The sequence below is a fragment of the Tritonibacter sp. AK171 genome (genome assembly GCF_030127025.1).
GTDB classification, from domain to species: Bacteria; Pseudomonadota; Alphaproteobacteria; order Rhodobacterales; family Rhodobacteraceae; genus Epibacterium; species Epibacterium mobile.
This window is the reverse complement of record NZ_CP126134.1, coordinates 2,402,963-2,429,343: the sequence shown is the minus strand read 5'-3', so window position 1 is coordinate 2,429,343 and position 26,381 is coordinate 2,402,963. Positions and strand designations below refer to the sequence as shown.

Annotated in this window: 25 protein-coding genes; 17 read left to right on the top strand and 8 right to left on the bottom strand. The window is 58.0% G+C overall.

Annotated elements, in window-relative coordinates:
- Nucleotides 1-154 precede the first annotated feature (154 nt).
- On the top strand, nucleotides 155-1,216 hold the full coding sequence (locus tag QNI81_RS11320) for an NAD(P)H-dependent flavin oxidoreductase (RefSeq protein WP_283966559.1): 1,062 nt from the start codon (nucleotides 155-157) through the stop codon (nucleotides 1,214-1,216).
- 82 nt (nucleotides 1,217-1,298) lie between these two features.
- Here the strand turns inward: QNI81_RS11320 and QNI81_RS11315 are convergent, their stop codons facing one another.
- Entirely contained in the window at nucleotides 1,299-3,326 is a 2,028-nt protein-coding gene (locus QNI81_RS11315) for an FAD-dependent oxidoreductase (protein WP_283966558.1), read from the bottom strand.
- A 196-nt stretch (nucleotides 3,327-3,522) separates the two neighbouring features.
- Here QNI81_RS11315 and QNI81_RS11310 point away from each other — a divergent pair, with 196 nt between their 5' ends.
- Together QNI81_RS11310 and QNI81_RS11305 are read left to right on the top strand one after the other, a co-directional pair.
- On the top strand, nucleotides 3,523-4,005 hold the full coding sequence (locus QNI81_RS11310) for an RNA pyrophosphohydrolase (protein WP_065324490.1): 483 nt from the start codon (nucleotides 3,523-3,525) through the stop codon (nucleotides 4,003-4,005).
- A complete protein-coding gene (locus QNI81_RS11305; protein WP_283966557.1) occupies nucleotides 3,974-4,528 on the top strand; it encodes a hypothetical protein in 555 nt (184 codons plus the stop codon). Before QNI81_RS11310 ends, QNI81_RS11305 begins: the two co-directional genes overlap by 32 nt.
- A 35-nt stretch (nucleotides 4,529-4,563) precedes the next feature.
- Here QNI81_RS11305 and QNI81_RS11300 read toward each other — a convergent pair whose 3' ends face one another.
- Nucleotides 4,564-5,445, bottom strand: coding sequence for a DMT family transporter (locus tag QNI81_RS11300; RefSeq protein WP_283966556.1), 882 nt, complete (start codon nucleotides 5,443-5,445; stop codon nucleotides 4,564-4,566).
- A 106-nt stretch (nucleotides 5,446-5,551) separates the two neighbouring features.
- Here QNI81_RS11300 and QNI81_RS11295 point away from each other — a divergent pair, with 106 nt between their 5' ends.
- Nucleotides 5,552-6,040, top strand: a complete 489-nt coding sequence (locus QNI81_RS11295; protein ID WP_283966555.1) for a MarR family winged helix-turn-helix transcriptional regulator — start codon at nucleotides 5,552-5,554, stop codon at nucleotides 6,038-6,040.
- A 94-nt stretch (nucleotides 6,041-6,134) separates the two neighbouring features.
- On the opposite strand, the gene QNI81_RS11290 is transcribed toward QNI81_RS11295, so the two are convergent.
- The 3 genes from QNI81_RS11290 to nth form a co-directional block, all read right to left on the bottom strand.
- Nucleotides 6,135-8,480 (bottom strand): methyl-accepting chemotaxis protein, encoded by a 2,346-nt coding sequence (locus QNI81_RS11290; protein ID WP_283966554.1) that lies wholly within the window; start codon nucleotides 8,478-8,480, stop codon nucleotides 6,135-6,137.
- 351 nt (nucleotides 8,481-8,831) lie between these two features.
- The gene (locus tag QNI81_RS11285) at nucleotides 8,832-9,824 is read right to left on the bottom strand and encodes an adenosine kinase (protein ID WP_065321010.1); all 993 of its coding nucleotides are present in this window, start codon (nucleotides 9,822-9,824) and stop codon (nucleotides 8,832-8,834) included.
- Nucleotides 9,821-10,465: an endonuclease III gene (nth, locus tag QNI81_RS11280; protein WP_005622967.1), complete on the bottom strand. Its 645-nt coding sequence runs from the start codon at nucleotides 10,463-10,465 to the stop codon at nucleotides 9,821-9,823. The genes QNI81_RS11285 and nth overlap by 4 nt, the downstream gene beginning before the upstream one ends.
- A 199-nt stretch (nucleotides 10,466-10,664) precedes the next feature.
- Between nth and QNI81_RS11275 the strand changes: the two genes are divergently transcribed.
- From QNI81_RS11275 to QNI81_RS11260, 4 genes are all read left to right on the top strand, one after another.
- Nucleotides 10,665-11,516, top strand: coding sequence for a methylated-DNA--[protein]-cysteine S-methyltransferase (locus QNI81_RS11275; RefSeq protein WP_283966553.1), 852 nt, complete (start codon nucleotides 10,665-10,667; stop codon nucleotides 11,514-11,516).
- A 330-nt stretch (nucleotides 11,517-11,846) separates the two neighbouring features.
- Entirely contained in the window at nucleotides 11,847-12,536 is a 690-nt protein-coding gene (locus QNI81_RS11270) for a helix-turn-helix transcriptional regulator (protein WP_005619882.1), read from the top strand.
- Between the two features lie 169 nt (nucleotides 12,537-12,705).
- Nucleotides 12,706-13,371, top strand: a complete 666-nt coding sequence (locus QNI81_RS11265; protein WP_005619881.1) for a YiaD family glycine zipper/OmpA-like lipoprotein — start codon at nucleotides 12,706-12,708, stop codon at nucleotides 13,369-13,371.
- Nucleotides 13,372-13,542: 171 nt separating this feature from the next.
- Complete coding sequence (locus QNI81_RS11260; protein ID WP_283966552.1) at nucleotides 13,543-14,088, top strand: NADPH-dependent FMN reductase; 546 nt, start codon at nucleotides 13,543-13,545, stop codon at nucleotides 14,086-14,088.
- Between the two features lie 43 nt (nucleotides 14,089-14,131).
- On the opposite strand, the gene QNI81_RS11255 is transcribed toward QNI81_RS11260, so the two are convergent.
- Together QNI81_RS11255 and QNI81_RS11250 are read right to left on the bottom strand one after the other, a co-directional pair.
- Nucleotides 14,132-15,046: a cation diffusion facilitator family transporter gene (locus QNI81_RS11255; protein ID WP_126137592.1), complete on the bottom strand. Its 915-nt coding sequence runs from the start codon at nucleotides 15,044-15,046 to the stop codon at nucleotides 14,132-14,134.
- Between the two features lie 4 nt (nucleotides 15,047-15,050).
- Nucleotides 15,051-15,818, bottom strand: a complete 768-nt coding sequence (locus QNI81_RS11250) for a sulfite exporter TauE/SafE family protein (RefSeq protein ID WP_005619877.1) — start codon at nucleotides 15,816-15,818, stop codon at nucleotides 15,051-15,053.
- A 148-nt stretch (nucleotides 15,819-15,966) separates the two neighbouring features.
- Between QNI81_RS11250 and QNI81_RS11245 the strand changes: the two genes are divergently transcribed.
- Together QNI81_RS11245 and QNI81_RS11240 are read left to right on the top strand one after the other, a co-directional pair.
- Nucleotides 15,967-17,664, top strand: a complete 1,698-nt coding sequence (locus QNI81_RS11245; RefSeq protein WP_283966551.1) for an acyl-CoA dehydrogenase family protein — start codon at nucleotides 15,967-15,969, stop codon at nucleotides 17,662-17,664.
- A 96-nt stretch (nucleotides 17,665-17,760) separates the two neighbouring features.
- Complete coding sequence (locus QNI81_RS11240) at nucleotides 17,761-18,444, top strand: SGNH/GDSL hydrolase family protein (RefSeq protein WP_283966550.1); 684 nt, start codon at nucleotides 17,761-17,763, stop codon at nucleotides 18,442-18,444.
- A gap of 93 nt (nucleotides 18,445-18,537) precedes the next feature.
- Here the strand turns inward: QNI81_RS11240 and QNI81_RS11235 are convergent, their stop codons facing one another.
- A complete protein-coding gene (locus tag QNI81_RS11235) occupies nucleotides 18,538-20,136 on the bottom strand; it encodes a phosphoenolpyruvate carboxykinase (protein ID WP_283966549.1) in 1,599 nt (532 codons plus the stop codon).
- Nucleotides 20,137-20,534: 398 nt separating this feature from the next.
- Between QNI81_RS11235 and QNI81_RS11230 the strand changes: the two genes are divergently transcribed.
- Genes QNI81_RS11230 through QNI81_RS11200 form a run of 7 tightly spaced genes read left to right on the top strand, consistent with a single transcriptional unit; the run spans nucleotide 20,535 to nucleotide 25,968 of the window.
- A complete protein-coding gene (locus tag QNI81_RS11230) occupies nucleotides 20,535-21,236 on the top strand; it encodes a response regulator transcription factor (protein WP_009177577.1) in 702 nt (233 codons plus the stop codon).
- Between the two features lie 39 nt (nucleotides 21,237-21,275).
- On the top strand, nucleotides 21,276-23,009 hold the full coding sequence (locus QNI81_RS11225) for a sensor histidine kinase (RefSeq protein ID WP_283966548.1): 1,734 nt from the start codon (nucleotides 21,276-21,278) through the stop codon (nucleotides 23,007-23,009).
- A gap of 4 nt (nucleotides 23,010-23,013) precedes the next feature.
- Nucleotides 23,014-23,472: an HPr kinase/phosphorylase gene (locus QNI81_RS11220; RefSeq protein ID WP_283966547.1), complete on the top strand. Its 459-nt coding sequence runs from the start codon at nucleotides 23,014-23,016 to the stop codon at nucleotides 23,470-23,472.
- Nucleotides 23,441-24,343, top strand: a complete 903-nt coding sequence (gene rapZ, locus QNI81_RS11215) for an RNase adapter RapZ (RefSeq protein WP_283966546.1) — start codon at nucleotides 23,441-23,443, stop codon at nucleotides 24,341-24,343. The genes QNI81_RS11220 and rapZ overlap by 32 nt, the downstream gene beginning before the upstream one ends.
- 10 nt (nucleotides 24,344-24,353) lie before the next feature.
- Nucleotides 24,354-24,758, top strand: coding sequence for a PTS sugar transporter subunit IIA (locus QNI81_RS11210; protein WP_009177872.1), 405 nt, complete (start codon nucleotides 24,354-24,356; stop codon nucleotides 24,756-24,758).
- A 3-nt stretch (nucleotides 24,759-24,761) separates the two neighbouring features.
- Entirely contained in the window at nucleotides 24,762-25,031 is a 270-nt protein-coding gene (locus QNI81_RS11205) for an HPr family phosphocarrier protein (RefSeq protein WP_005619863.1), read from the top strand.
- Between the two features lie 37 nt (nucleotides 25,032-25,068).
- A complete protein-coding gene (locus QNI81_RS11200) occupies nucleotides 25,069-25,968 on the top strand; it encodes a lysophospholipid acyltransferase family protein (protein WP_172599691.1) in 900 nt (299 codons plus the stop codon).
- The last annotated feature ends 413 nt before the right edge of the window (nucleotides 25,969-26,381 follow it).

Sequence of the window (26,381 nt, the reverse complement as noted above, 5' to 3'; positions counted from 1 at the left end):
ATTTTCAAGACTCCCTCGAAAGACTTGCCCCTCGCGTCATCCGCGGGGGCTTTTTTGTTGCGTATCCTTTCGCGTGTCGGAGTGGTCTTCTGCCACACATTGGGTCAAAGTGCAGGTATCTCGCACAAGAGCACTCGCCGAAGGACCATCTCTCATGACCGCTACACAGGCCTTTCTGGATCGTCTCGGGATCACGTTGCCACTCATACAGGCTCCGATGGCCGGCGTGTCGACGCCCCAACTGGCGGCTGCGGTGTCAAATTGCGGCGCGCTTGGCTCTATTGGGGTCGGAGCGTCGCAACCCGATGCGGTGCGCGCGCAAATCCAAGAGGTGCAGAGCCTGACCACCTCTGCGTTCAATGTGAATTTCTTTTGTCACCAAACGCCGCTCCGCGATGACATGAAGGAAAAACAATGGATAGATCGCAGCCAGCCTCTGTTTGAGCGGATGGATGCAAACCCTCCTGCCGAACTCTCTGAGATTTATACAAGTTTCCGGGACACCGATGCATTCCTTGAGGTGATTTTGGATCTGCGCCCTTCGGTTGTGAGCTTCCATTTCGGCCTCCCCAAGCCCCACCAGATGGAGGCGATGAAAGCCGCTGGGCTCACGCTTCTCGCAAGCGCGACCTCGCTGGATGAGGCGCGCCAGATCGAAGCATCGGGGTGTCACGGTATCATCGCACAAGGGTGGGAGGCAGGCGGACATCGCGGCATATTTGACCCGCAGGCAGCGGATGCGCGCACGCCCGCGATGGATTTGGTTGCCGACCTTGCGAGCCGCACGTCACTGCCGGTGATCGCCGCCGGAGGTCTGATGACCGGAGGCGATATTGCCAGTGCATTGGCTGTGGGTGCGGCGGCAGCACAGCTCGGTACCGCTTTTATTGGCTGCCCGGAGAGCGTGGCTGACACTGCTTATCGCGAGCGGTTGGCGCTGGGTGGAGAGACGGTTATGACAGCTGCGATTTCCGGTCGACCCGCGCGCTGCCTCAGCAATGCTTTCACCGAATGGGCAGGAGATATCCCAGCGGGCGAAATTCCCGCCTATCCCTGTGCTTATGACCTTGGCAAAGCACTGAACGCTGCGGCTAAGGCGCAGGGTGTCACCACGTTTGGGGCGCAATGGGCGGGCGCTGGTGCGGATCAGGCGCGCACCTTACCTGCCCAAGAATTGGTCCACGCCCTGATGACGGAATTGGAAGCCGCGATTTGAGGCCGCGTGCAAAGCGCCGAAGCGTCTGTTGCCCATGCCAAAGTTTCGGGCGGCATCGGTCAGCTCGACACGCGGCGTCAGGTCAAAGTGTTGCAGCCAGACGCGTGCCTTGATTGATCGCGCGTTTGGCGTCGAGTTCCGCTGCAACATCAGCACCCCCGATCACATGGGCGGTCACACCGATTTCGGACAACTGGTCCGCCAGTGAGCGTTCGCTGACCTGACCCGCACAAAGCACGATGGTGTCGGCCTCGATCACGGTCGGATTTTCACGGGCCTCGCCAAAACTCACATGCAGGCCTGCGTCGTCGATGCGCTCGTAGTTCACGCCTCCGACAAAATCGACGTCTTTCATCTTGAGCGTGGCGCGATGAATCCAACCGGTGGTTTTGCCCAACCGCTTACCGTGGCGTTCTGCTTTGCGTTGCAACAGTGTGACTTTACGGGCCGGTGCTTCTGGCTGCGGACCCTCCGGAGCAAGACCAGAGCGATGCTCGGCAGGATCGGTTACGCCCCATTCGCGCATCCACAGCGGCAGGCTTTCTGATGGGCTTTCGCCCTCATGTAGCAAGTATTCAGAAATATCAAAGCCGATGCCCCCCGCGCCAATCACCGCGACCTTGTCGCCGACTGGCACTTTGTGGCGCAGCACATCAATGTAGCTTACGACTGACGGATGATCCTGCCCCGGAATGTGGGGGTCCCGCGGGATGACGCCGGTGGCGATCACCACCTCATCAAACCCCTTTAGGTCTTTGGCACCCACGTAACGCCCCATCTCCAAGGTGACGCCCGCCTTGGCAACCATAGTGCGGTACCAATCGACCAGGCCCCAGAACTCTTCTTTGCCGGGGACTTGTTTGGCCATATTGAGTTGGCCGCCGATTTCATCAGCAGCATCAAAGAGCGTCACGCGATGTCCGCGCTCAGCGGCTGCGATTGCGGTGGAGAGGCCAGCGGGGCCAGCACCAACGATCGCAATGGATTTTGGAGACTCGGTGGGCGTCAGCGTCAGCTCGGTCTCATGGCAGGCACGGGGGTTCACCAAGCAAGACGTCAGCTTGCCGCCGAAGGTGTGGTCCAGACAGGCCTGATTACAGGCGATACAGGGCGCGATCTCGGCGCTGCGACCTGCCTCGGCCTTTGCGACAAAATCTGCATCAGCCAGCATCGGGCGTGCCATCGACACCATGTCAGCGCACCCTTGTGCCAGCACGTCCTCGGCGACCTCGGGCGTGTTGATACGATTTGAGGTGATGACGGGGATAGAGACATGACCCATTAGTTTTTGGGTGACCCATGCAAATGCGGCTCGGGGAACCGAGGTTGCGATGGTGGGAATGCGCGCTTCATGCCAGCCGATCCCGGTGTTGATAATGGTCGCGCCTGCAGCCTCTACGGCTTTGGCGAGCTGCACGACTTCGTCAAAAGTGGAGCCATTGGGCACGAGGTCGATCATCGAGAGGCGATAGATCAGGATGAACTCCAGCCCGACCGCTTCGCGCACGCGACGTACCACCTCGACCGGCAGTCGCATGCGGTTTTCATAACTGCCACCCCAGCGGTCTTCGCGTTTGTTGGTGTGGGTTACGAGGAACTGATTGAGGAAGTACCCCTCAGAGCCCATGATCTCGACGCCATCATACCCGGCTTCTTTCGCCAGTTGGGCGGCATTCACGATGTCAGAGATCTGCTTTTCGATCCCATCTTCATCCAATTCATTCGGTGGGAAGGGCGAAATCGGCGACTTCACGGCACTGGGGGCCACGCATTTGGGGCCATAGGAGTAGCGACCTGCATGCAGGATCTGCATCGCGATCTTGCCGCCAGCCTCATGCACGGCTTTTGTCACCACGGAATGGTTCGCGACATCCTGCTCGGTTGTCATCATCGCCGCACCGGGCAGCACGGAGCCTTCGAGGTTGGGACCGATCCCGCCGGTCACCATCAGCGCAACCCCGCCACGGGCACGTGCGGCGTAGAATTCCGCGACGCGGTTCCAATCGCGGGTCTCTTCCAAGCCTGTGTGCATGGAACCCATCAGGACGCGGTTCTTCAGCGTGGTAAAGCCCAGATCCAACGGGGCCAACAGATGTGGGTACGCAGCCATGACACTCTCCCTGCAAACTCATTTGGCGGCTCGTGAAAACGCACCGCATGTTGGGCGCAGGATCGCCCGACGGGCTGTCGATGTCACCTCCATACGCGGCGTCACCCCCTTGCGTGCCCCGGCGGCACACGGTCTAACAGGGAGCGAAACAACCGTTGCCGGAGGCTGAGGCATGAGCAGAACATCCCCAAAAGAGATGACCCCGGAGCAGATCGCCGCACTGCCGTATCGTCCAAATGTGGGCGTCATGATGATTAACGGCGAGGGGGCTGTGTGGGTCGGCCAGCGGATGGATCGCTATAAGGACGCTTGGCAAATGCCCCAAGGCGGTATCGATAAAGGCGAGGATGCGCGTCTCGCGGCGCTGCGAGAATTAGAAGAAGAAACCGGCGTCACCCCTGATCTGGTCGAGGTGATCGCTGAAAGCAACGGCTGGCTGCCCTACGATCTGCCGCATGAGGTGGTGCCGCACTTCTGGGGCGGTAAATACCGCGGGCAGGAACAGAAGTGGTTCTTGCTGCGATTTACCGGGCGCGATGAACAGATCAACATTGCAACCGATGACCCGGAGTTTTCCGCGTGGTGCTGGCTGCCGGTGGATCAACTTGTCGATAAAGTCGTCCCCTTTAAAAAGGAGGTCTACGCCCGTGTTGTCGAAGAATTCCAAGCTCATCTGTAAAGCTGCCCTTGTCGCAGGATTGACCATAGCGACAGCCACGCAGGCTTTGGCGTTGAGTTGCGTGCCGATGGGGCCGGGCGATGTCTATCGGATCGTCTCCGACAGCGAGGATCCATTTCTGGTGATCGAAGGCCGCGTCAGTTTTGACGAAACGCTTTTGCCGCAATACTCGGATGCCAATTCGCGTGCGACAGAGAAACCCACGGAAATCCCGGCGCAAGTCACGGGTCTTTTGTTGGGCGCGCGCATGTTTGATCAGCCAGTGGAGGGAGAAATCACCCTCGAAGCCCATTGTCTGGGACCCTGGTGCGGCAGTCTGGTTTCGGGCGCGCGCTACCTGTTTTTTGCGCGCCAGGCCGAGGATCGTGTGGTTGCGGTAGTGGAGCCTTGTGGTGGCTTTTTCTTCTCAGCAGAAGATGGCAGCGCCGGAGATACGGTGCTGCAGTGTCACTTGGGCGGAATATGCCCCTCGCAATTGCCCGATAGTTTGGAAGGCGCAGTGACACCGCTGGCCGAGGATTGATCGGCCAGCAATTAGGTTTGGCGTAGGCCGCATTCTTATGCAGCGGCTACGGGTGCTGTCTTTACAACCTCTGGTTTCGGGGCCTGCTGGCCGAGCCAGACTGAGAACAATGCAACGATTGCCCCAAGCGCCTGCAGCATGGAAAAGTGCTCGCCCGCAAACAGCGCACCGAGGATCACGGCCGTCAGCGGGCTGAAAACACCCAGAAGCGAAATCTGAGCCGGCGCGATGCGGCTTATGCCGCGAAACCATAGAATATAGGTGAACGCGCCGCCAATCAGGCTCATATAGCCGAGGCCAATCAGGTTTGCTGTAGAAAGGGTTGGCCATTCGGGCAGAGCAATTACTGCGACCGGTATCAACAAGATCCCGCCCGCTGTGAGTTGCCACGCCGTGAAGGTTAGCGCAGGTACACCCGGTTGCCATTTCCGGGTGAGCACCACGCCTGCAGCCATCGACAGCGCACCGCCAAGTCCGGCCAGCACACCTGTGGGGTCTAGGCTGGCCTCTGGCCCGAGCACCAGTAATCCAACCCCAATGATGCCCAGAAAGGCGGCCGCGATGCCTTTGCGGTGGATCTGTGTGCCAAGAAGCGCACCGGAGAGGGCCATCACGAACAAAGGCTGCACGGCTCCTAACGTGGCTGCGACCCCGCCCGGCAAGCGATAGGCCGACAGGAACAAAAGCGCCCAAAACACCGAGAAATTGAGCGCGCCAAGCACAAAGATCTTTGGCAACAACGCTAGGGGTGGAAGCTGCCGCACGAGTAAAAGGAGTAACAAACCAGCGGGCAAGGCGCGCAGCAGCGCAACCAGGTAGGGCGACTCTCCGGGTAGAAAGGTTGTGGTCACAATGTAGCTGCTGCCCCATATCGCGGGCGCAAGTGCAGTGAGGGCGAGGTCTCTTGTGTCTGTCATGGCGTTGCCTCCAAGGTATCTTGACGTCGAGATAGTATTCGAAAGTCTCGACGTCAAGATATGGACTTGCATTGACCTTCCCTGCACGGCGGCACATTACTGTCGCATGGATCATGTGGACTTCATTTTAGAACAATGGCGCAAAGAACGGCCTGACCTTGATGTCACCGCGATGGGCGTTGTGGGTCGCGTTGGTCGGCTTCATCTCGCGTATATGAAACCGATGGAGAAAACCTTCGCTCGCTTCGGTCTGAATGGGGCAAAGTTTGATGTATTGGCGACGTTGCGCCGCGCCGGAGCACCGCATTGCCTTTCTGCTGGTGACCTGATGAAGGCGACAATGGTTGCCTCAGGCACCATGACAAACCGGATTGACCGGCTTGAGGTGGATGGGCTGGTGAGCCGCACCACCAACCCAGAAGACAGCCGCAGTTTTTTGATTGGTCTGACGGACAAGGGCTTTGACTTGATAGATCGAGTCGTCGAAGTCCATGTCGAGACACAGGCATCGCTCCTTGAGGGATTGTCAGATGAAGAAACCGCGCAACTTGCGACGTTGCTGTCAAAGGCATTGAATGCCGCGGGCCGCATCTGACATCAGATGCGACCCGTTGGTTTGTCCGTCACCTGAGGCCGCAGGGCGAGCGGTCAAGATGCGGACAAAGTCTGATCAACTGGTTTGGCCTTAATCAGAAATCTTCGTAGTAGTTGAAAGCGGCACTGCCATCACTCGCGAATGTCCCATGGGCCGTCGGGGCGAGAGGGGTCTCCTCATCCGTTTGGGCGTCCAAATCCCAACTATCCACCGCCGGTTTGGGGTTGGTGGATACCATTTGCCCGGACAATTTGAACTTCGCCACGACGCTACCCAGTTCAGAGGCGTCATTGTCCAGCATCTGACAAGCGGCAGACGCTTCCTCAACCATCGCGGCGTTTTGTTGTGTGACTTGATCCAGTTGCACCACGCCGGTGTTGATCTCGCCGATGCCATTGGATTGCTCCGAGGCACCCTCAGCGATACCCGACACCAGTTGCGAGATATTGTTCACACGCTCCACGATCATCTGCAGCGCGTCACCAGCTTTGCCGACGAGATCGACGCCAGCTTCGACCTGTTTGGAACTCTCGCCGATCAGCGATTTGATCTCCATCGCCGCATCTGATGAGCGCTGGGCGAGCGCTCGGACTTCGCTTGCGACGACGGCAAAACCACGTCCGGCCTCGCCTGCACGCGCAGCTTCAACGCCAGCATTGAGCGCCAGCAGGTTGGTTTGGAACGCGATATCGTCAATCACAGAAATGATCTGTTCGATCTTCTTCGAGGATTGCTCAATTTCCGTCATCGCGGTCACAGCATTCTGTACAACCCCGCCGCTGACTTCCGCCTCCTGTTTCGCCTCGCCAGTGATCTGTTCGACGCTGCGAGCACTGTCTGCAGCGGACTTAACGCTCACCGTCATCTCTTCTAGCGCGGCGGCTGTTTCTTCCAGTGTCGCGGCCTGACTTTCAGTACGGTGGGAGAGATCATTTGATGATTGGTTGATTTCCGCCGCACCATTGCGGATGCGATTCACCGCGCTCACCACATGCCCGAGTGTTTCATTGAGCGTGGTCACGGTTTTGTTGAAGTCTTCGCGCAGTTTTTCGTGTTCACCCGCAAAAGGCGTCTCAATCTTTGTGGAGAAGTCTCCTTGCGACAGGCGCAACAACCCGGTGCTGAGGTTCTCGACGACAATGGCCTGTTCACGCTGTTGTTCAGCACGTTCTTCGTCTGCGCTGCGGGCGATTTTCAGGTCGTCCTGAAAAGAAAGCAGCGCTTTGCCGATGTCGCCGATTTCGTCGCCACGCTCGGCTTCTTCGACGCTGGTGTCCAGATTTCCGGAGGCAACATCGGCCATACCGTTCGCAATTTTATGCAGCGGACGGGTAATCGACGCAGCAACCCGCCAGCCGAGAAAAGACATCATCGCACAGATCGCAAGCCCGATGAGAGCAAGTGTCCACGCTTTTTGATACAGCGGTGCCATGACGTCTGCGACATCCTGTTCGACAACCAGCGCCCAATTGGCAAGATCAAGCCCGACTGGACGGGATGCCGCCATGACTGGGTGGCCGTCCAACCCGGTTTCACCCTTGGAGAAATGGGTCTCTCCTTTCAGGGCGGTTGCAAGATGATTTGCCTCTGGGAGCGTGTCGAGCACGCTGTATCCCCCGTCAAAACGGGAGGTTGTACGTGCTTTATAATCTGCGCCAACGATATAGACCTGTGCGGTCTCACCAAGGCCGTCATCATTGTTTGTAATGACACCGAACATATCGACCGGAACCTGCACTGCAACGACCCCCAATAGGCTGCCATCCGCTGCCATGACAGGGGTCGCGAGGAACGCCGCCGCAGCGCCATAGCTTGGGGCGTATGGTTCCATATCTGCAAAAACCACTTCGCCCTCAGCAGCAGCGCTCGCAGCGCGATAAGCCTTGCCCAACCCAGAGTCCGCATAGGCGCCATCACTGAGGTTGGTGGCGTAATCCATCTCCTTAAAGACGGAATAGATGATGTCGCCCTCTGGATTGATCAGGAAGGCGTCATAATAACCTTTGCTTTCGATCAAGGTGCGCAAACCGTTATGATAGACCGCGTGCGTCTCGTGATAGGCTGCGTCCCCTTCGGCGCGCTGTAACTTATGCTTCTCACCGGTAGGGAAGCTGTTTTCAGTGATATAAGCGGTTTGCAAACTGTCTGCCGCCTCAGATCCAAGAGCGTTCCATGTTTCTTCGAAACTGACCAGCGCAGATGAGGTGGCGGGAGACTGGGCCAGTGAGACCAGATCGTTACGAATATTGAACATGATCTGGCGCACAGAATAGCTCCGGTCCGCCAAAAGCGATGCCATCTGGTCTTTGACGGATCGTTCGGCGAACCGGTTGAAGGCAATCAGCGCCGCAGCGATCAGGAGGAAACTGGTTACCGCGCAAAATCCCGCAAAGAACAAGGGCAGTTTGCGAGAGATCTTTATGGTATTCGTACGAAACATGACGAGATCCTGTGGTGTTGCTTGACCTTCAGAGTATCTGTCGTCGCCGCTGTTTAAGAATTCGCAAATATAGCCATAATCGTATATCTTTCGAGCGAACCTATACTTTCGCGCTGTCGAAGTGTTCGGAATTCCGGTCAGCTATGGCTTCAATGCGAAACGCCTTGATCTCACAGGGAAAGTCCGATTCGAATCGGGTGGAATGATGGCAGGGGGGTATGTGCCCAATATTTGCGCATAAATTCGGATATGCTAATATTTTAGGCGTATCGATGAGGGCGCGATTGCACGTTCAGATGCGCGCATCTGCTGGCACCGAGCTCACGTGGCCCGGTGCCATGATCTGTGATGTTAGAGAAGACCCGCTTCTTGCAGCAATACGCGCATGTCTGCCTTGGGGCGGGGGCCGATGTGGCTGATGACTTCGGCGGCGCAGGTGTTGCCCATGCGTGCGCAGGTCTCCAGATCACGTCCTTGGGCGAGGCCAAACAGGAAGCCTGCCGCAAACTGATCGCCTGCTCCGGTCGCGTCCACAGGGACAACCTTTGTTACGGAGACATCGATACGACCGTCCGGGCTGACCACAGTCACGCCATCGCCCGAGCGAGTGCAGACCACCAAAGGACAGATTGCTGCCGTTTTCGCCAAGGCCTCTTCCAGATCATCGGTTTCAAATAGAGAGCGAATTTCGTCCTCATTGCCGATCACAAATTCCAGTTCGGTTTCGATCAGCTTTAGAAAATCGGCGCGGTGACGTTCGACACAGAACGGGTCAGAGATTGCGATGCCGGGTTTGCCGCCGCCAGCGCGGCAGTCTCGCGCCGCTTCCATAAAGGCGGTTTTGCCTTTGTCCTTGTCGAAGAGATACCCCTCAAGGAACATGATCTGCGCCTGACCTGCGACCTCGTTTGGTACATCGTCAGAACTGAGTTCAGATGAAATCCCCAGGTAGGTGTTCATCGAGCGCTCGCCATCGGGCGAGACAAAAATCATCGAACGAGAGGTGGGGAGTTCGCCGCCCGCGACGGGCGGGTTCACAAAATCAACGCCATCGTCCTGCATGGCTTGCGCGTAAAACCGCCCCAGAGCGTCATCATGCACGCGACCGATGAAAGCCGAAGAAAGCCCCAGCGCACCAGCACCCGCAATGGTGTTGGCGACAGAGCCACCGGGCGTCTGCACCCGCTCTTTCATCGCGGCATAGAGCACTTCCCCACGCTCACGCTCGATCAGCTGCATGATGCCCTTCTCGATCCCCATATGGTCGAGAAAACTGTCGTCGCATTGAGAAATCACATCGACAACGGCATTGCCGATACCGACGAGTTGATAGGTTTTGGTCATAGTGTTTTATCCTCGTAGAGGCAGAGATCTCGGATGATGCAGGTGGAGCACAAGGGTTTGCGCGCCTTGCAGTGATAGCGGCCGTGCAGGATCAGCCAGTGATGCGCGTGCAGTTGGAAATCGACCGGGATATTGTCCTCGATCGCCCGTTCGACGGCGTTCACATCCTTGCCGGGGCAGATGCCAGACCGGTTGCCGACGCGAAAGATATGCGTGTCCACCGCCTGTGCCGGGTAGCGCCACCACATGTTCAAAACCACATTGGCGGTCTTGCGCCCCACGCCGGGCAGGCTTTCGAGCGCTGCACGAGAACAGGGAACCTCGCCACCGTATTGATCGACAAGGATGCGGGAGAGCTTGATGACGTTTTTGGCCTTGTTGCGATAAAGGCCAATCGTCTTGATGTGTTCGATCACACCCTCTTCGCCAAGGGCGAGCATCTTCTGGGGTGTGTCGGCGATTTTGAACAAATCCTTGGTGGCTTTGTTAACGCCTGCGTCGGTTGCCTGAGCGGACAGGGCGACGGCCACGACCAACGTGTAGACGTTGACATGGTCGAGTTCGCCCTTGGGTTCGGCCTCGGCGTCCTGGAACCGCGTGAAGATCTCGCGGAGCGTATGATAATCGAGTTGCTTGGCCATCGGGCGTTCTTTTGCCCGCTGCGGACACAGGGCGCAAATTAAAAACGCGTGGTATTCGCAAGGGTTCGGGCGTTGCGGTGCAAAAGTCGCGCTTTTGCGTCGCGCAACAAAACAAACCGCAGGTTCCGGGTCGCGCCGCGTGCTCACTGTGGCTAATCTCAATGCCAAAGTAGAGAGAATACCAATGAGGACGAGTGCCATGCCGCGGGACGAACAGGCTTATCACTATGGGGTGATCCGCCGCGCGATCGAGGTCATTGATGCGGATGGGGCGGATCTGTCTCTCGAAGAGTTGGCGGCCCGCATGGACATGAGCTCAGCACATTTTCAGCGCATATTTTCAGCCTGGGTGGGTGTTTCGCCAAAACGCTATCAGCAATACCTGCGTTTGGGGCATGCAAAGTCGCTGTTGCGCGAGGATTTGCCCTTGTTGGAGACCGCCCATGCGGTCGGGCTTTCCGGGTCAGGCCGCTTGCATGATCTATTCGTGCGTTGGGAGGCCATGAGCCCCGGTGAATATGCCCGCCGGGGCGAGGGGTTGACCGTGCGTTGGGGCTGGTTTGACAGCCCTTTCGGGCTGGCGCTTGCCATGGGCACTGAAAAAGGCCTGTGTGGTCTGGCCTTCGCGGCCGAGGTCGGGGCAGAAACGGCCTTGAGCGATATGCGTGCCCGCTGGCCCAAGGCCGCGTTTGTCGAGGATGCAGATGCGTTGCGCCTACAGGTCGAAGTGGCCTTTGCGCGCAAAGGCGATACTGCGCTGCATCTGATGGGGGCACCTTTGCAGATCAAGGTCTGGGAGGCGCTCCTGCAGATCCCCGAGGGCGAGGCCACCACCTATGGCGAGATTGCCGAAGCTATCGACAACCCTCGTGCTGTGCGTGCCGTGGGAACGGCGGTGGGGAAGAACCCGCTGAGCTGGCTCATCCCCTGTCACCGGGTGTTGCGCAAAGGCGGCGAAATGGGCGGCTACCACTGGGGCGTGCCGGTCAAACGCGCGATGCTGGCTTTTGAGGCCGCCCGCGCGGAGGTCGCGCAGGAGAGCGCCGCGTGAACATGCGCGTGAGCACCCTTTTTATGCTCTGCAAAAGCGCTTTGCGGCGGGCGCGGCGTTTTGCAGCCAGATGGGCTTCGACTTTGTCCCAAGCTTCTTTGCGCTCAATTTCATAAGCGGTGCGCGGTGGGGCAGGCTCATTCCAGCGATCCAAGCCGAGGGTGACAAGCGCGATCCAATCATAAGACGACATGAGCAGACTCCATTGGGTGTGATGTGACCCTCTGAGAAAAGCAAATCGCTGCTGACACCCTGTTGTCAGTGGGGCATGCTAGGATGGCAGCAGGGTGTCACGGTATGTGCCCGCCCATCTGCATCACCGGAGGTGTCATGACCCGCAGCAATCGGATGTTTGAATTGATCCAGATCCTGCGCGCGGCCCCTGCGCCGGTTCGGGCCGAGGATCTTGCCGCTCAGCTTGAGGTCTCAAAGCGTACGATCTACCGCGATATTGCCGCGCTTCAGGCGATGCGCACGCCCGTCGAGGGAGAGGCGGGGATCGGCTATATGCTGCGCAAGGGGTATGATCTGCCGCCGCTCAACTTCGATGAAGAAGAAATCGAGGCGCTGCATGTCGGGCTTGCGATGTTGATGCGCACGGGGGATGGCGCGCTACAGCAGGCGGCGGCACGGGTTGGGCGCAAGATATGCGATGTCCACGCCAGCGCCGAGTGGCTGCAGGTTGCCCCTTATGGTGCGCCGCTTGATGACCCCGACAATGGCTGTGTGTCCAAGGCGATCTTGCGCCAGGCGGTCCGCAGCGCCCAGAAGCTGCAATTGGTCTATGTGAATGAGGCCGGAGAGCAGAGCGAGCGCATCCTGCGCCCCTTGGCGTTGATCTATCACATCGATTGCACGCTGCTTGCGGCGTGGTGCGAGCTGCGCAGCGGCTTTCGGCATTTCCGCACGGACCGGATGATGTCTGCTGACTTGCTGGAGGCCCATTTCACACACGAAGCCGCGCTGTTGCGCAAGCTGTGGCGGGAACAAGAACGCGACACGTTTGTTTACAAGGCGTAACCTAGCCCGCCGCTTTGCGAGTTGGGTTGCGCGGCAATCCGCCGAACGCGATGCCTGCACGCTTGCTGCGCGCGGCGATGCGCACAATATCTACACACAACGTCTCCGCCCGCGAACAGAAAACGCGGGCGATAAAAGACAGGTTTGAGGAAGAAAAGGTAAACTACGTATGTCTTTTGCAAAAATCCCCGCCCTTGGCGTGCTGGCCGCTGCCGTGGCGCTGAGCGCTTGTGACGATCCTGCCTCCTATGGTGCGCCCGGCGGTATCAACCGCTCTCAGAACGGGGCCATCATAGGTGGCCTGATTGGTGCAGGCATCGGTGCGGCGACCTCGGATGACGACAAAGCAGAGACCATCATCGGCACCGCTGCCGTCGGCGCACTGGCTGGCGGCTTGATCGGGCGAGAGTTGGACAAGCAAGAGGCTGAGCTGCGTCAAAGCCTCGATAACGACTCGATTTCCATTGTGAACACCGGCGATCGTCTGATTGTCTCGCTGCCCAATGATCTGACCTTTGCCACCGATAGTTCTGCGATTTCCTCGGTGGTGCGGAGCGATCTGCGCAAGGTTGCAGGCAGCTTGCAGCGCTATCCGGGCAGTGTGGTTCAAGTGATCGGTCACACCGACAGCGATGGTGCTGCGTCCTATAACTATTCCCTGTCTGAACGTCGGGCCAATGCGGTCGCCGATGAAATTGCTGCCGGGGGTGTTTCTTACAACCGTATGCGCATCATCGGTCGTGGCGAGGATCAGCCTGTCGCCAGCAACCTGACGGCAGAGGGAAAAGCGCGCAACCGCCGGGTGGAGATTGTCATCATCCCGCAGGCGAGCTAAGCCCAGTCGCACGAACAAAATCCCAAGGCCGCGCCCAGAGCGCGGCCTTTTTTCGTTATTTCGCATCGCTTGTGTAAAGGTGCACAGCCCGTCTGCGGTGGTCGGCCTTTGTTCGCGGACAGGCACGCCCTAGCTTTGTGAGCGAGATTGATAAATTGAAAGGACCGAATGATGGCTGATCCTGTGTTGCTTATTATTTCAGGCTCTCTCCGCAAGGAGGCGACCAACCGCAAACTGGCCAGAGAGGCCGCTCGGCTCTTTGGACCTGCAGAGGTCATCGAGGGCGAACTGAACCTGCCGCTTTATGATGGCGACGCTGAAGAGGCCGATGGTATACCCGCCGCTGTTCAAGCGCTGGCAGACCAAATTGCGCGCGCTGATGCGGTGGTCATCTCGACGCCGGAGTATAACAAGGGACCGTCAGGTGTGTTGAAGAATGCGCTGGATTGGGTGAGCCGCACCGAGGGCAACCCCTGGGCCGACAAGCCCGTGGCCGTGATGTCTGCGGCAGCGGGGCGTGCAGGTGGGGAGCGTGCTCAGATGATCCTGCGCGGTTTCATGGTGCCCTTTCGCGCAAATGTTCTGCCAGGGCCGGAGGTGCATCTGGCGGGGTCCAGCAAGGAATTCGATGAGACGGGCACGCTCACCAGCGATCTCTATGCCAAAACGCTTGCGGATTTGATGACACAATTGCGCGCATTGGCCACGCGGTCATGACATAGCGAATGTTTGGCGGGGCTGATGGCCCCGCTTTTCGCTTTTACAAAGCCGTGGGTTCAATCCCATCTTCTTCCAGCTTGTTGTCCGGCTCGACATGTATTGTCACATGAACACCGGGCAGGGCGGCTTCGATCTCTTCTTCCAATCGGTCGCAGATGTCGTGGCTTTCCGCTACAGACATGTCGCCGTCCACTACCATGTGAAACTCCACAAAAATCGCCTTGCCTGCGCGCCGGGTTTTGATGTCGTGGATTTGCAGTGCACCGCCGCCAGAGCCAAGGATGACGGCGGCAATTTTCTCCTGTTCTTCGGGGGAGGCGGCCTTGTCCATGAGCCCATCCACCGAGTCAGAGACCACATGAAGCCCCTCGCGGAGGATGTTTACCGCAACCAGCAAGGCAAGGATTGGATCCAGGATGTGCCAGCCGGTTGCCAGCACCAACACCAGTCCGACCATCACACCGGTGGAGGTCCAGACGTCGCTCATCAGGTGTCGGCCACCTGCGACAAACGCCGGAGATTTCAGGCGCCCGCCTGCTCGCAGCAACACCTGAGCCCAGCCGAGGTTTACCATTAGCGCCAATGCGTTCACAGCCAATCCGACAGGTGTGAGGTTCGCAGAGGCCCCCGAGACCAGAGCGACAACCGCCTGATGCAGGATCAAAACGGCGGCGAGGATAATCATGATCCCCTCGATCACTGCAGAGAAATACTCGGCCTTGTGGTGCCCAAACGGGTGCCCATCATCGGCCGGGCGCTCTGCATAGCGGATTGCAAACCATGCCAGCACCGCTGCCGACACGTTCACGAGGCTTTCCATCGCGTCGGAAAAAAGCGCGACCGATCCGGTCAGCGCCCAAGCGCCAAGTTTTAGCGCAAGCACCAAAACAGAGACCGCAATCGTGCCGGTTGCGATCTGACTGGCACTGAGGCGCGAACTGAGACCCAAGGGCATCCGCTCAACCCACCAAGGCGCGGCGCAGCAGGTTGAGGCCGGCAATCAGCAGAACGAACAGTGTGGCTCGGCGGAAGGTTTTTTGATCAATGCGGTCCTGTAGCCTGCCACCAATCCACATGCCCATCAGCGCAGGCACAATCATCAAAACGGAAAATGGCAGTGTCTCGCTGCGCATCACGCCAGAGCCGATATGGGCAAAAAACAGCACCACTGCGCCAAGGCCGTAGATGACGCCTTGAATACGCATCTGCTCTTTCTTTTCAGTGCCAAGAGCAGTCAGATACGCAACCGTTGGCGGCCCCCAGATGCCAGAAAAGCCACCGATGAACCCTGCAAACGCTCCGATGCCAATCTCCACTCGGCGCGAGGCCTCATGCAAAACCAGATGCTTACCCAATAGTTGCGTCACCGCAAAGAGCGTGATTGGTGCGCCAATAATCAACAGCATCACCTGCGCAGGCAATACCCGTACCATCTGCGCGCTCATCATGAGAAACAGCCCGCCCACCAGCAAAAAGGCCCGAAAGCGCTTGATCGACTCCCAAGCCGCACCCGGTCCTTGTTTGAGCGCCTGAAACCCATTGGTGACCAAAGTGGGCAGAATCAGCCCTGCCAATGCGAGGTCAGGCGCCATGATAGAGCTGAGGCCCGAGACCATGATCATCGGCATGGCAAAGCCAACGAGGCCTTTGATCGTGCCAGCAACCAATGCCACGGCGAAGGCCAGCACGAATCCAGCGGGCGCGAGAAAGGGAATGAGATCAGTCATATCCTTGCGTTTAGCACAACCAACGGGTGCTGCACTGCAAAAACGAGCGAGTAATTATTGAACGATACGAGTGCTGTTTGAGATTTAATATTGCGCTGCAAGTGCAAAGTGGCCTATCACAGGGCAAGCTCTGAGGAGGATGGCACTCATGCCCCACGACGGACAATTGGACGGACAGGATATGAAACCTACCACGCCGCTGCTGCCGGATTTGCTGGCTTTGACACAAAGCGCACTCGCGCCTCTGGATCAGCTGCTCGAGATCGCAACCTCGCGGGTTCGCGAAACTGTCAGCGATGGCGGCCGTGTTTCTGGTGCGCTGGTGGAACAGCACCAATACGCCGCCCACGGCCTCGCGTGGTTGGCGACGTATGTCTATTCTCTGCGTCAGATGCACCGCTGGGCCGAGGCGCTCTCGGGCGAGGGTAAGTTTGGTGAGATGGAACAGCTGATCCACCAGATCGCCTTTGGTGAATACCTCTGGCAGATCTACGGTGGCATTCAGATGAACCAGGGCGAAGTCCTGCGCCTGCAGGATCTGGGCCTCAGCCAGGACGACCAGCGCGCGATGATGGCACCTGCGGTGATGACGCTGACGCAGTCCGGCAATACGCAGGCAGCGCGTGTGCGTCTGGTCGAATTGATGGAGCAGCAAGCTGGTAGCACCATGTTCGGAGCATCAGGGCTGGACGACGAGCTGGAGATGATCCGAGATCAATTCCGCCGCTATGCTCAGGAAAAGGTCGAACCTTTTGCACATGACTGGCACCTCAAGGACGAATTGATCCCGATTGAGGTGATCGAAGAACTGGCGGAGATGGGCGTCTTTGGCCTGACTATACCCGAGGAATTCGGCGGTTTTGGTCTATCCAAGGCCTCGATGTGCGTGGTCTCCGAGGAGCTTTCACGCGGTTATATCGGAGTCGGCAGCCTTGGTACCCGTTCTGAGATTGCCGCCGAGTTGATCCTCGCCGGTGGCACCGATGCCCAAAAAGCGAACTGGCTGCCCAAAATTGCCAGCGCGGAGATCCTGCCGACCGCTGTTTTCACCGAGCCAAACACGGGGTCTGACCTCGGCTCTCTGCGCACCCGCGCGGTCAAGGATGACAATGGTGACTACAAAATTACCGGCAATAAGACATGGATCACCCATGCGGCGCGGACCCATGTGATGACACTCTTGGCGCGGACCGATCCGGAGACAACCGACCATCGCGGTCTTAGCATGTTCCTCGCTGAGAAAACGCCGGGAACAGAGGATAATCTGTTCCCGACCGACGGGATGACGGGTGGTGAGATCGAGGTGCTCGGCTATCGCGGCATGAAAGAATACGAGCTGGGCTTTGACGGATTCCATGTGAAGGGTGAAAACCTGTTGGGTGGCGAGGAAGGCAAGGGCTTCAAGCAATTGATGGAGACCTTTGAGAGCGCGCGCATTCAGACTGCGGCACGGGCCATTGGCGTGGCGCAATCGGCGCTCGATATTGCCATGCAATACGCTCAGGATCGCAAACAATTCGGCAAGGCGCTGATCAACTTCCCCCGGGTGTCGTCGAAGCTGGCGATGATGGCGGTCGAGGTCATGGTGGCACGGCAGCTCACGTATTTCTCAGCCTGGGAGAAAGACAACGGCCACCGCTGCGACCTTGAGGCCGGTATGGCAAAGCTCCTTGGTGCGCGTGTGGCATGGGCTGCTGCAGACAACGGTTTGCAGATCCACGGCGGCAATGGCTTTGCGCTTGAGTATAAGATCTCGCGAGTGCTGTGTGATGCGCGCATTCTGAATATCTTTGAAGGTGCAGCAGAGATCCAAGCGCAGGTGATCGCGCGACGGCTGTTGGCCTAGGGAACAGCCTACAGGACTGCGCCCTCCCGTGGGGAGGGCGAGAATTTTCGTCAAATTGCCCGGCGCATCTGGCGAGATCTGTGATATCGCTCCGGTATGATGCGCTTCCTTCTCCTCAGCCTGTTCTTTCTCACCGCCTGCGGCGACAGCCCCGTTGGGCGCGAGGCCCGCATTCTTGCCATGGGCGATTCCATGATGGCGTGGAACAGCCTTGGCGGGCAGTCGATCCCGGATGTTGTCTCTGATGTGCTCGGGGAGCCGGTTGTAGATCGCTCTGTATCGGGCGCGCGGATGATCTATCGCCTGCCGATCAGCGGTGCAGCGGGTCTGTCGATCCCGAAACAATATCGCGCTGGCAATTGGGACTGGGTGATCCTGAATGGCGGCGGCAACGATCTGTGGTTGGGGTGCGGCTGCGGTCAGTGCGACCGAAAGATGGATAAGCTGATTTCCGCAGATGCCCAGACAGGGGTTTTCCCCGAACTTGTCACACGCATCCGGCAGGACGGCGCGCGTGTGATCCTGCTGGGGTACTTGCGCACGCCGGGCCGGTCATCGCCGATCGAGAACTGCCGTGACGAAGGCGATGCGCTGGACGCACGCCTAATGAGGCTGGCAGAGGGCGATACCAGTGTGACCTTCCTTCCTGCTGCTGACTTGGTCCCCTATGGCGATCTGAGCTTTCACGCCGTGGATCGTATCCATCCCTCGCCAAAAGCCAGCCGGATCATCGCGGGCAGGGTGGCGGAGGTCATTCAATCGGTACCTGCCAGCCGCTAAGAGGCAGAAATCGCCGCCTGACCTTTTTTATGCGCGGGAACGAAAAAGCCCCCGCAAAGGCGAGGGCTTTTTATTCTCAAGGTCGAAGTTGGATCAGGAGATCGCAGCCGCTTTTACATCTTCGTCGATGTAGGGCAGGTACTGTTCAAAATTGTCAGAGAACATCTGAACCAGTTTTTCAGCCTGCGTGTCATAGGCGGCCTTGTCATCCCAAGTGCGGCGCGGATCGAGAAGCACTTCGGCCACGCCCGGCGCAGCCACCGGCACATCAAAGCCGAAATTCGGATCCTTGCGGAACTCTGCATTGGCGAGCGAGCCGTCCAGCGCTGCGGTCAGCAGGGCGCGGGTGGCTTTGATCGGCATCCGCGAGCCGGTGCCGTAGGCGCCGCCGGTCCAACCAGTATTCACCAGCCAGCAGGTCGCGCCGTGGGCGGCGATCTTCTCGCGCAGCAGGTTGCCATAAACCTCTGGGCGGCGCGGCATGAAGGGCGCACCAAAGCAGGTGGAGAAGGTCGGCTCCGGTTCGGTCACACCACGCTCGGTCCCGGCCACCTTGGAGGTGAAACCGGACAGGAAGTGATACATCGCCTGCGCAGGCGTCAGTCGCGCAATCGGAGGCAACACGCCAAAGGCATCACAGGTCAGCATGATGATATTCTTCGGATGGCCGCCACGCGCCGACTCGGAGGCATTGGAGATGTAATGCAGCGGGTAGGCACAGCGCATGTTGGCGGTCAGGCTGTCATCATCAAAGTTGAGATCGAAGGTTTCCGGATCGAAAGTCATATTCTCGATCACGGTGCCGAATTTCTCGGTGGTGGCGTAGATCTCGGGCTCCGCCTCGGGGTTGAGGTTGATGGTCTTGGCGTAGCAACCACCCTCGAAGTTGAAGGTGCCGTTGGACGCCCAGCCGTGCTCGTCATCGCCGATCAGCACGCGGTCGGGGTCTGCTGACAGGGTGGTCTTGCCGGTGCCGGAGAGGCCGAAGAACACGGCGGTGTCGACCGGATTGCCCTTGGCGTGGTTGGCAGAACAGTGCATCGGCATGATGCCTTTTTCCGGCAGCAGGTAGTTCAGCAGAGTGAAAACGGATTTCTTGTTCTTGCCCGCATATTCGGTGCCGCCGATCAGGATCAGCTTACGGTCGAAGTTCAGCGCGATGACGGTCTCGGACCGACAGTTGTGCTTTTTCGGGTCTGCCTGAAAGGACGGGCAGTTGATGATGGTGAAATCAGAAGTGAAATCATCCAGATCTTCGCGGTCGGGGCGACGCAGCAGATGGCGGATGAACAGGCTGTGCCATGCCAGTTCAGTTACCATGCGCACGTTGATCGCGTGGACCGGGTCCGCACCACCGACGAGATCCTGCACAAAGTAGTCACGACCCTTCATATGCTCGACCATATCGGCATAGAGCGCATCAAAGCCCTCTGCGCTCATCTCGGCGTTATTTTCCCACCAGATGGTGTCGGCAACAGAGTCGGTCTTTACAACATGTTTGTCCTTCGGGGAGCGACCGGTGAATTTCCCGGTGGTCACGAGGAAGGCGCCGCCCTTGCCGAGGCTGCCTTCGCCGCGGCTCAGTGCTTCCTGCACAAGGGCCGGTTCCATGAGGTTGTAATAGACATTGCCCAGACCCTCTATTCCCTGATCCTCGAGGCGGAAGTTCGGGTTTACCCGTCCAGATGTCATCTTGTGTCTCTCCTGGTGTCGGCCCTGCTGATTGCGCTGTAGCTGTGACAGGGACCGCATAGATCAAAGGCTGCGCCATAGGGCACCGGAGCGCAACATTAGCACTCATGCAGGCGGTCTTAACATGAGGTTTTGCAGAATGAACAGGATGGTTTCAGGTAGTTAGCGCAACCATGCAAACCTTTAGCGCCACCAAAAGTTTCCCATAGTGAACAGAGGTGTTTCACAGCGCCGCCATCGGTGTTTCACATGGCTGTCTTTAACAGTTGATAAGGTATTTTTGCGTCAATGAACGCCAAAGTTTTGCCTGATTCGTTAATCAGGGATTGATTCGTGCCGTCTTCCAAGCGACAAAGGGCATAAAACAAACGAATAATGAGCAGATAAGGGCAAGTTCGATGTCAAAGATTGCTTTGGTCGATGACGACAGGAACATCCTGACCTCGGTGTCTATGACACTGGAGGCCGAAGGGTTCGAAGTCGAAACTTATAATGACGGACAGGCGGCGCTAGACGCCTTTAATAAACGACTGCCGGATATGGCGGTGCTGGATATTAAGATGCCGCGTATGGATGGCATGGATCTGTTGCAGCGCCTGCGCCAGAAAACCCAGATGCCGGTGATCTTCCTCACCTCAAAAGATGATGAGATCGACGAGGTTCTGGGTCTGCGCATGGGGGCGGACGACTACGTCAAAAAACCGTTTTCCCAACGTCTTCTGGTGGAACGCATCCGCGCGCTCTTGCGTCGGCAGGAGGCGGTCGCCACCGATGAGGTCGGCACTGCGCCAGAAACCAAGGTGATGGAGCGCGGACACCTGCGAATGGATCCGCTGCGCCATGCGGTCAGCTGGAAAGGTCAGGATGTATCCTTGACCGTGACCGAATTCTTGCTGCTGCAGGCGCTGGCCCAACGCCCCGGATTTGTCAAAAGCCGTGACCAGCTGATGGATGTGGCCTACGATGATCAGGTCTATGTGGATGACCGGACCATCGACAGTCATATCAAGCGTCTGCGCAAGAAGATGCGCAGTGCTGATGCAGATTTCGCGGCGATCGAGACCCTTTATGGGATCGGCTACCGCTATAATGAAGAATAAGTTCCCGGTTTTCGGGGGCTTTGGCGGAGGCATGCGCGCATGCGCGACAATAGCATGACCGACACTCACCGGCAGACGGGCCGGAATGCAGGCCGGGACGGAGAGCTGGTTCTGGGCGACGACTGGGTTGCGCCAGAACAAACCGTTGGGCGTGAAATGCGGGCCAAACGGGCGCGGCGTGGCTGGTTTTCGCTACGCGGCTCCCCGTTGACACGTAAGATCATCACCTTCAATTTGATCGCTCTAATCATTCTGGTTTCCGGAATTCTCTATCTGAACTCCGCGCGACAGAGTCTTGTGTATCAGCGACTGGGTACACTTGTGTCTGAGGCGATGCTGGCGACTGATGTGCTGGAGGCGCAACTGCCTGAGGGCGGCTCAGTTGGCGTCACCGCAAGCCAAGAAGGCATCTCGCGCATGCTCGACAACATCTCGTTGCGCGGTGGTGTGGAGATTTTTGTTTTTGATACCTCTCTTACTTTGCTTGATCAGCAAAAAGGTATCATGCGGGCAGATGCGCTGAACCGCCTGAACGACAATGAAGGTGGGCGCACTCTCATCACCGATACGCTCAAGGCCATTTGGTCAGCAGTTGGCGGCCAGAGCGCGCCGGAGCACACCGCAGCTGAGATCGAACTGTCGGAACCTCAGCTAAAGGATCTCATCCAGCGTTCGCTAACAGATGGCACGCAAGTGGGGGCCGTACCGGATAGCGCAGGCGGTACAGTTTATGCAGCAGCCACGCCGATCCTGCAGCAAGGTAAGGCGGCTGGCGTGTTGTTGATGACCTCTGCCACCGGCGAGATCGACCGTTTGGTGCGTATCGAGCGCGAGCGCGTGTTGCAGATGTTTATTGTGGCTTTGATGGTGTCTATCGGCCTCAGCCTCGTTTTGGCATCGACAATCGCTAATCCTCTTGCCGATTTGGCTGAGGCGGCAGAGCTTGGTAAGGACCGCGACGATGACAAGGTAAAGCCCGGTCGCATTCGCATTCCGGACCTTTCGGCGCGCCCTGATGAGATCGGACGATTGAGCCGCGCGCTGCGTGGTATGGTAAAAGCGCTATATAATCGTATCGATAGTAACGAACAATTTGCAGCTGATGTGGCACATGAGATCAAGAATCCTCTAGCCAGTTTGCAGTCTGCGGTCGGCACGCTGCGCATGGTTCATCGAGAGGACCAGCGGGAGAAGCTGATGGAAGTGATTGAACATGATGTGCGTCGTCTTGACCGGTTGGTGAGTGATATCTCCAACGCGTCGCGACTGGATGCGGAACTGGTGAAAGAAGACGAAGAGGACTTTGACCTCCTCAACATGCTCGGCAACTTGAACCAGTATCTGGGCGAAGATGCGCGTAGCAAGGGCATCGACTATATTGCCGAACTGCCCAATGAGCCAATCCTGATCCGCGGCCTCGAGGCCCGGTTGGCGCAGGTCTTTGTCAACCTGATCACCAATGCGATTTCCTTCTGCGAAGAAGGTGACGCCATTCGCGTCTGGGCGCGGCGTCGCGACAATCGCGTTTTGGTGGTGGTCGAGGACACAGGCCCCGGCATTCCAGAACAGGCGCTGTCCAAGGTGTTCAAACGATTCTATTCCCAGCGCCCGGATGAGCATTTCGGCAACAACTCGGGTCTCGGTCTGGCGATTTCCAAGCAAATCGTAGAAGCGCACGGTGGCGTGATTTGGGCCGAAAACATTCGTCCAACAGAGGCCGACCTGACGTCAGAACCCCTTGGTGCGCGTTTCGTGGTCGGGCTGCCGGTCTGATCCGGTGGCTCCTCCCACACCCGACAATACAACTCTACACGCCAGTTGCGTCGCGCTCGATGGGCGCGGCGTTCTCATTTGCGGCCCCTCAGGCAGTGGGAAATCGGCATTGGCACTGGAGTTGATGGCGCGCGGGGCGAGCTTGGTCGCAGACGATCGAACAGAGGTACGCCGCGTGGGAAAACGCCTGCTGGCACGCGCACCTGCCGCGATTTGCGGCCTTATTGAGGCGCGCGGTGTTGGTATTCTGCGCGCGGATGTTGTGACGGAGGTACAACTCCACGTCATCGTCGATATGGGGCAGCTTGAAACCGCACGGCTTCCACGCCACCTAGAGGGGCAGATACTCGGCGTTACGCTGCCAAGATTAAACCGCGTGGATGGCGATTATTTTCCGGCAGCCCTGATTCAATACCTGAAAGGTGGAGCAATTGACCCCGAAGGAGAGCCAAAACTCCGTTAGCGCCATTGCGCCCCAGCCGCCACTGGTGCTGGTGACCGGTCCATCGGGCGCCGGGCGCACCACGGCTATTAACGTGCTGGAGGATCTCGATTTCGAGGCCATCGACAATTTGCCTCTGCGCCTTGTGCCTGCCTTGGTGAATGCCGGTGGTGCCGATCGACCGCTTGTTCTGGGGCTTGATCCACGCAATCGGGATTTTTCTACCGAGGCGATGGTCGATTTGATCGACATGCTCAAGGCGCGGCAGGGGATTAAAACCACGGTTCTCTATCTCGATGCACAGGCAGATGTTCTGTTGCGTCGCTTCTCCGAGACACGTCGCCGTCACCCGTTGTCCCCCGCAGAAAGCCCAGAGCTGGGCGTAACCCGTGAACTGGATTTGATGCGGATGATCCGGGAGCGTTCTGATGTTGTGATCGATACTTCAGACCTGAATGTGCACCAGCTGCGTGCAGAGGTAGAGCGCCTCTTTGCGCCGAAAGGGCGCACTCTTGCTGTGGCCCTGCACAGTTTTTCCTACAAACGCGGCATTCCGCGCAGTGTCGATATGGTGTTTGATTGCCGCTTTCTCGCAAACCCCTACTGGGAGCCGGAACTGCGTGCGCATAACGGGCAAGATAAAGAAGTGCAGGATTACGTCATGAAGGACGCGCGGTATCAGGGCTTTTTCGACCGCGTGCTCGATTTGACCCTGATGTTGCTGCCAGCCTATCGCGAAGAAGGTAAATCGCATTTTTCGATTGCCTTTGGCTGCACAGGCGGGCAACACCGTTCCGTCACTTTGGCGGAAACCTTGGCAAAGGCCCTTGCACGCGAGGGGCAGCAGGTGTCAATTAGGCACCGCGAGCTGCTTGGCCAGCAATTGAAGTGAGAGAATGCCCTTGATCGGGATCGTGATCGTCGCACACGGCGGATTGGCCAAGGAATACCTGGCCGCCGTAGAACATGTAGTTGGGCGTCAGCCTGCGCTGATGGCAATCGCCATCGGCCCGGAAGACGACCGCGATGCCAAGCAAGATGAAATCTGTGCCGCCGCCAACTCTGTCGACATTGGCGATGGCGTTGTGGTGGTGACCGATCTTTTCGGCGGCAGTCCCTCGAACCTTAGCCTGCGTGCCTGCGCCCCTGCGAACCGGCGCATCCTCTACGGGGCCAATCTTCCCATGCTGATTAAGCTGGCGAAGTCACGTCATTTGCCGGTGGCGGATGCGGTGCGTCATGCGATGGAAGCCGGACGTAAGTATATCAATTCTCAAAATGTGAACCCTGAAGGGGGCGTGGCATAATCAATGGCTCGAAAAACGCTCAAGATTGTGAATGAAAAGGGTCTGCATGCGCGCGCGTCGGCCAAGTTGGTTGAGGTCGTCGAAGGCTTTGATGCCTCCGCTGAGGTGATCAAAGACGGAATGTCGGCCTCCGGAGACAGTATCATGGGGCTTTTGATGTTGGCAGCGTCGAAGGGAACGACTATTGACGTCGAAACCTCGGGACCGGATGCTGACGCGCTGGCTTCTGCCGTAGAGGCCTTGGTGGCTGACAAGTTCGGCGAAGGCTACTAATCTGGCGGAACGGTCCAAAAAGACGGGACAGGTGAAAGTGGCTGACACCGCGCACGATAATGATTCCGGCATCACGCCGCAGGAGCCTAAAGGGGCGTCTACGGTTGAAGTCTATGACCGGCGCACGCTGACCTATGCGAATTCCTTCGATGATCGCTGGACGTCTCTGGCGATCCGCACGCTGGAATGGCTGACAGGGAAATTCACCATTCTACGGATGGTGTCAAAGTTTGAAGCCCGCAATGCTGACTATCGCGGGAACAAATTCTGGCGCGGTGCACTCAATGTGATGGGCATTGAACTGAAAACCCCGCAAGAGCAGATCAACAATATTCCGGAGACAGGGCCTGTTGTGGTTGTGGCCAACCACCCGCATGGGATGGTCGATGGCATGATCTTTGCTGACCTGATTGGCCGGCGGCGTCAGGATTACCGCATTTTAACACGCTCTGTTCTAACCGGATTGGATGAGGCGGCGACCTCCTTCATGATCCCGGTTCCGTTCCCTCATGACCCTGACGCCCAACGCAAAATGGTCGAGATGCGCGCCAAGGCAATGGCCCACCTGAAGGAAGGTGGTGTCGTGGCGTTGTTCCCGTCAGGCGTCGTGATGTCATCCGACAGCTGGTGGGGCCCCGCTGTAGAGCGCGAATGGAATGTCTTCACAGCACAGCTCATCCGACGCTCAGGTGCAAAGGTCGTTCCGATGTTCTTTCCGGGGCGAAATTCCCGAGCCTATCAGATTGCGTGTCAAGTCTCGCCAATCCTGCGCCAAGGCCTTCTCCTGCATGAGATCGTGCGCTCCTGTAATAAACCGCAAGCGCCTGTTGTGGGGGAGCCATTGACGGATCAGGAGATGGAGCGACTACACAGTGATCCACGTGGCTTTATGGCGTGGCTGCGCGAGCATACACTGAACCTTGGTCGTAAAGACTGAGATCTGAGGCAGCGGGGGAGCGGAGTGCTCCTGTAGCGTAGACGTTCAGAACTTCGCGGACACAATCGAGAGCGCTTAAGCGATGCCTCGGTTTTTCTCGAGGGAAATTCGTTTCGAAGGCTTGTTGCTTATGGGCCGCCGCCATCGGCGTGCCGACCGCGACCAGCCTTGCGAACAAGCGCCGCGTTCAGCTCTACTCAACGTGCGGCCCGGCCTTCACGCGCAGCTCTGTTTCAGGAAAAGATGAACTGTCCATATCTTAACCCTCATTCTATCCCACACGTTCACTGAGAGCGTCGGGCCAAATGTTATGACAATCTGTCAAACTCAGAATATGTAGGCGAATTGGATGCCCGACCCGGAAAATGTCGGGGAATCTGGCGGAAGGGATGGGTCTGACGTCGAACCTTCTC

Bases quoted from the DNA above. Each gene is read 5' to 3' on its own strand.
- QNI81_RS11295 (WP_283966555.1), top strand. From the start codon at position 5,552: ATGGATCATGTGGACTTCATTTTAGAACAATGGCGCAAAGAACGGCCT.
- QNI81_RS11310 (WP_065324490.1), top strand. From the start codon at position 3,523: ATGACCCCGGAGCAGATCGCCGCACTGCCGTATCGTCCAAATGTGGGC.
- QNI81_RS11255 (WP_126137592.1), bottom strand. From the start codon at position 15,046: ATGCCCTTGGGTCTCAGTTCGCGCCTCAGTGCCAGTCAGATCGCAACC.
- QNI81_RS11265 (WP_005619881.1), top strand. From the start codon at position 12,706: ATGTCTTTTGCAAAAATCCCCGCCCTTGGCGTGCTGGCCGCTGCCGTG.
- QNI81_RS11300 (WP_283966556.1), bottom strand. From the start codon at position 5,445: ATGACAGACACAAGAGACCTCGCCCTCACTGCACTTGCGCCCGCGATA.
- QNI81_RS11225 (WP_283966548.1), top strand. From the start codon at position 21,276: ATGCGCGACAATAGCATGACCGACACTCACCGGCAGACGGGCCGGAAT.
- QNI81_RS11245 (WP_283966551.1), top strand. From the start codon at position 15,967: ATGCCCCACGACGGACAATTGGACGGACAGGATATGAAACCTACCACG.
- QNI81_RS11235 (WP_283966549.1), bottom strand. From the start codon at position 20,136: ATGACATCTGGACGGGTAAACCCGAACTTCCGCCTCGAGGATCAGGGA.
- QNI81_RS11315 (WP_283966558.1), bottom strand. From the start codon at position 3,326: ATGGCTGCGTACCCACATCTGTTGGCCCCGTTGGATCTGGGCTTTACC.
- QNI81_RS11270 (WP_005619882.1), top strand. From the start codon at position 11,847: ATGACCCGCAGCAATCGGATGTTTGAATTGATCCAGATCCTGCGCGCG.
- QNI81_RS11290 (WP_283966554.1), bottom strand. From the start codon at position 8,480: ATGTTTCGTACGAATACCATAAAGATCTCTCGCAAACTGCCCTTGTTC.
- QNI81_RS11320 (WP_283966559.1), top strand. From the start codon at position 155: ATGACCGCTACACAGGCCTTTCTGGATCGTCTCGGGATCACGTTGCCA.
- QNI81_RS11250 (WP_005619877.1), bottom strand. From the start codon at position 15,818: ATGACTGATCTCATTCCCTTTCTCGCGCCCGCTGGATTCGTGCTGGCC.
- QNI81_RS11285 (WP_065321010.1), bottom strand. From the start codon at position 9,824: ATGACCAAAACCTATCAACTCGTCGGTATCGGCAATGCCGTTGTCGAT.
- nth (WP_005622967.1), bottom strand. From the start codon at position 10,465: ATGGCCAAGCAACTCGATTATCATACGCTCCGCGAGATCTTCACGCGG.
- QNI81_RS11205 (WP_005619863.1), top strand. From the start codon at position 24,762: ATGGCTCGAAAAACGCTCAAGATTGTGAATGAAAAGGGTCTGCATGCG.
- QNI81_RS11275 (WP_283966553.1), top strand. From the start codon at position 10,665: ATGCCGCGGGACGAACAGGCTTATCACTATGGGGTGATCCGCCGCGCG.
- QNI81_RS11260 (WP_283966552.1), top strand. From the start codon at position 13,543: ATGGCTGATCCTGTGTTGCTTATTATTTCAGGCTCTCTCCGCAAGGAG.
- QNI81_RS11240 (WP_283966550.1), top strand. From the start codon at position 17,761: ATGATGCGCTTCCTTCTCCTCAGCCTGTTCTTTCTCACCGCCTGCGGC.
- QNI81_RS11230 (WP_009177577.1), top strand. From the start codon at position 20,535: ATGTCAAAGATTGCTTTGGTCGATGACGACAGGAACATCCTGACCTCG.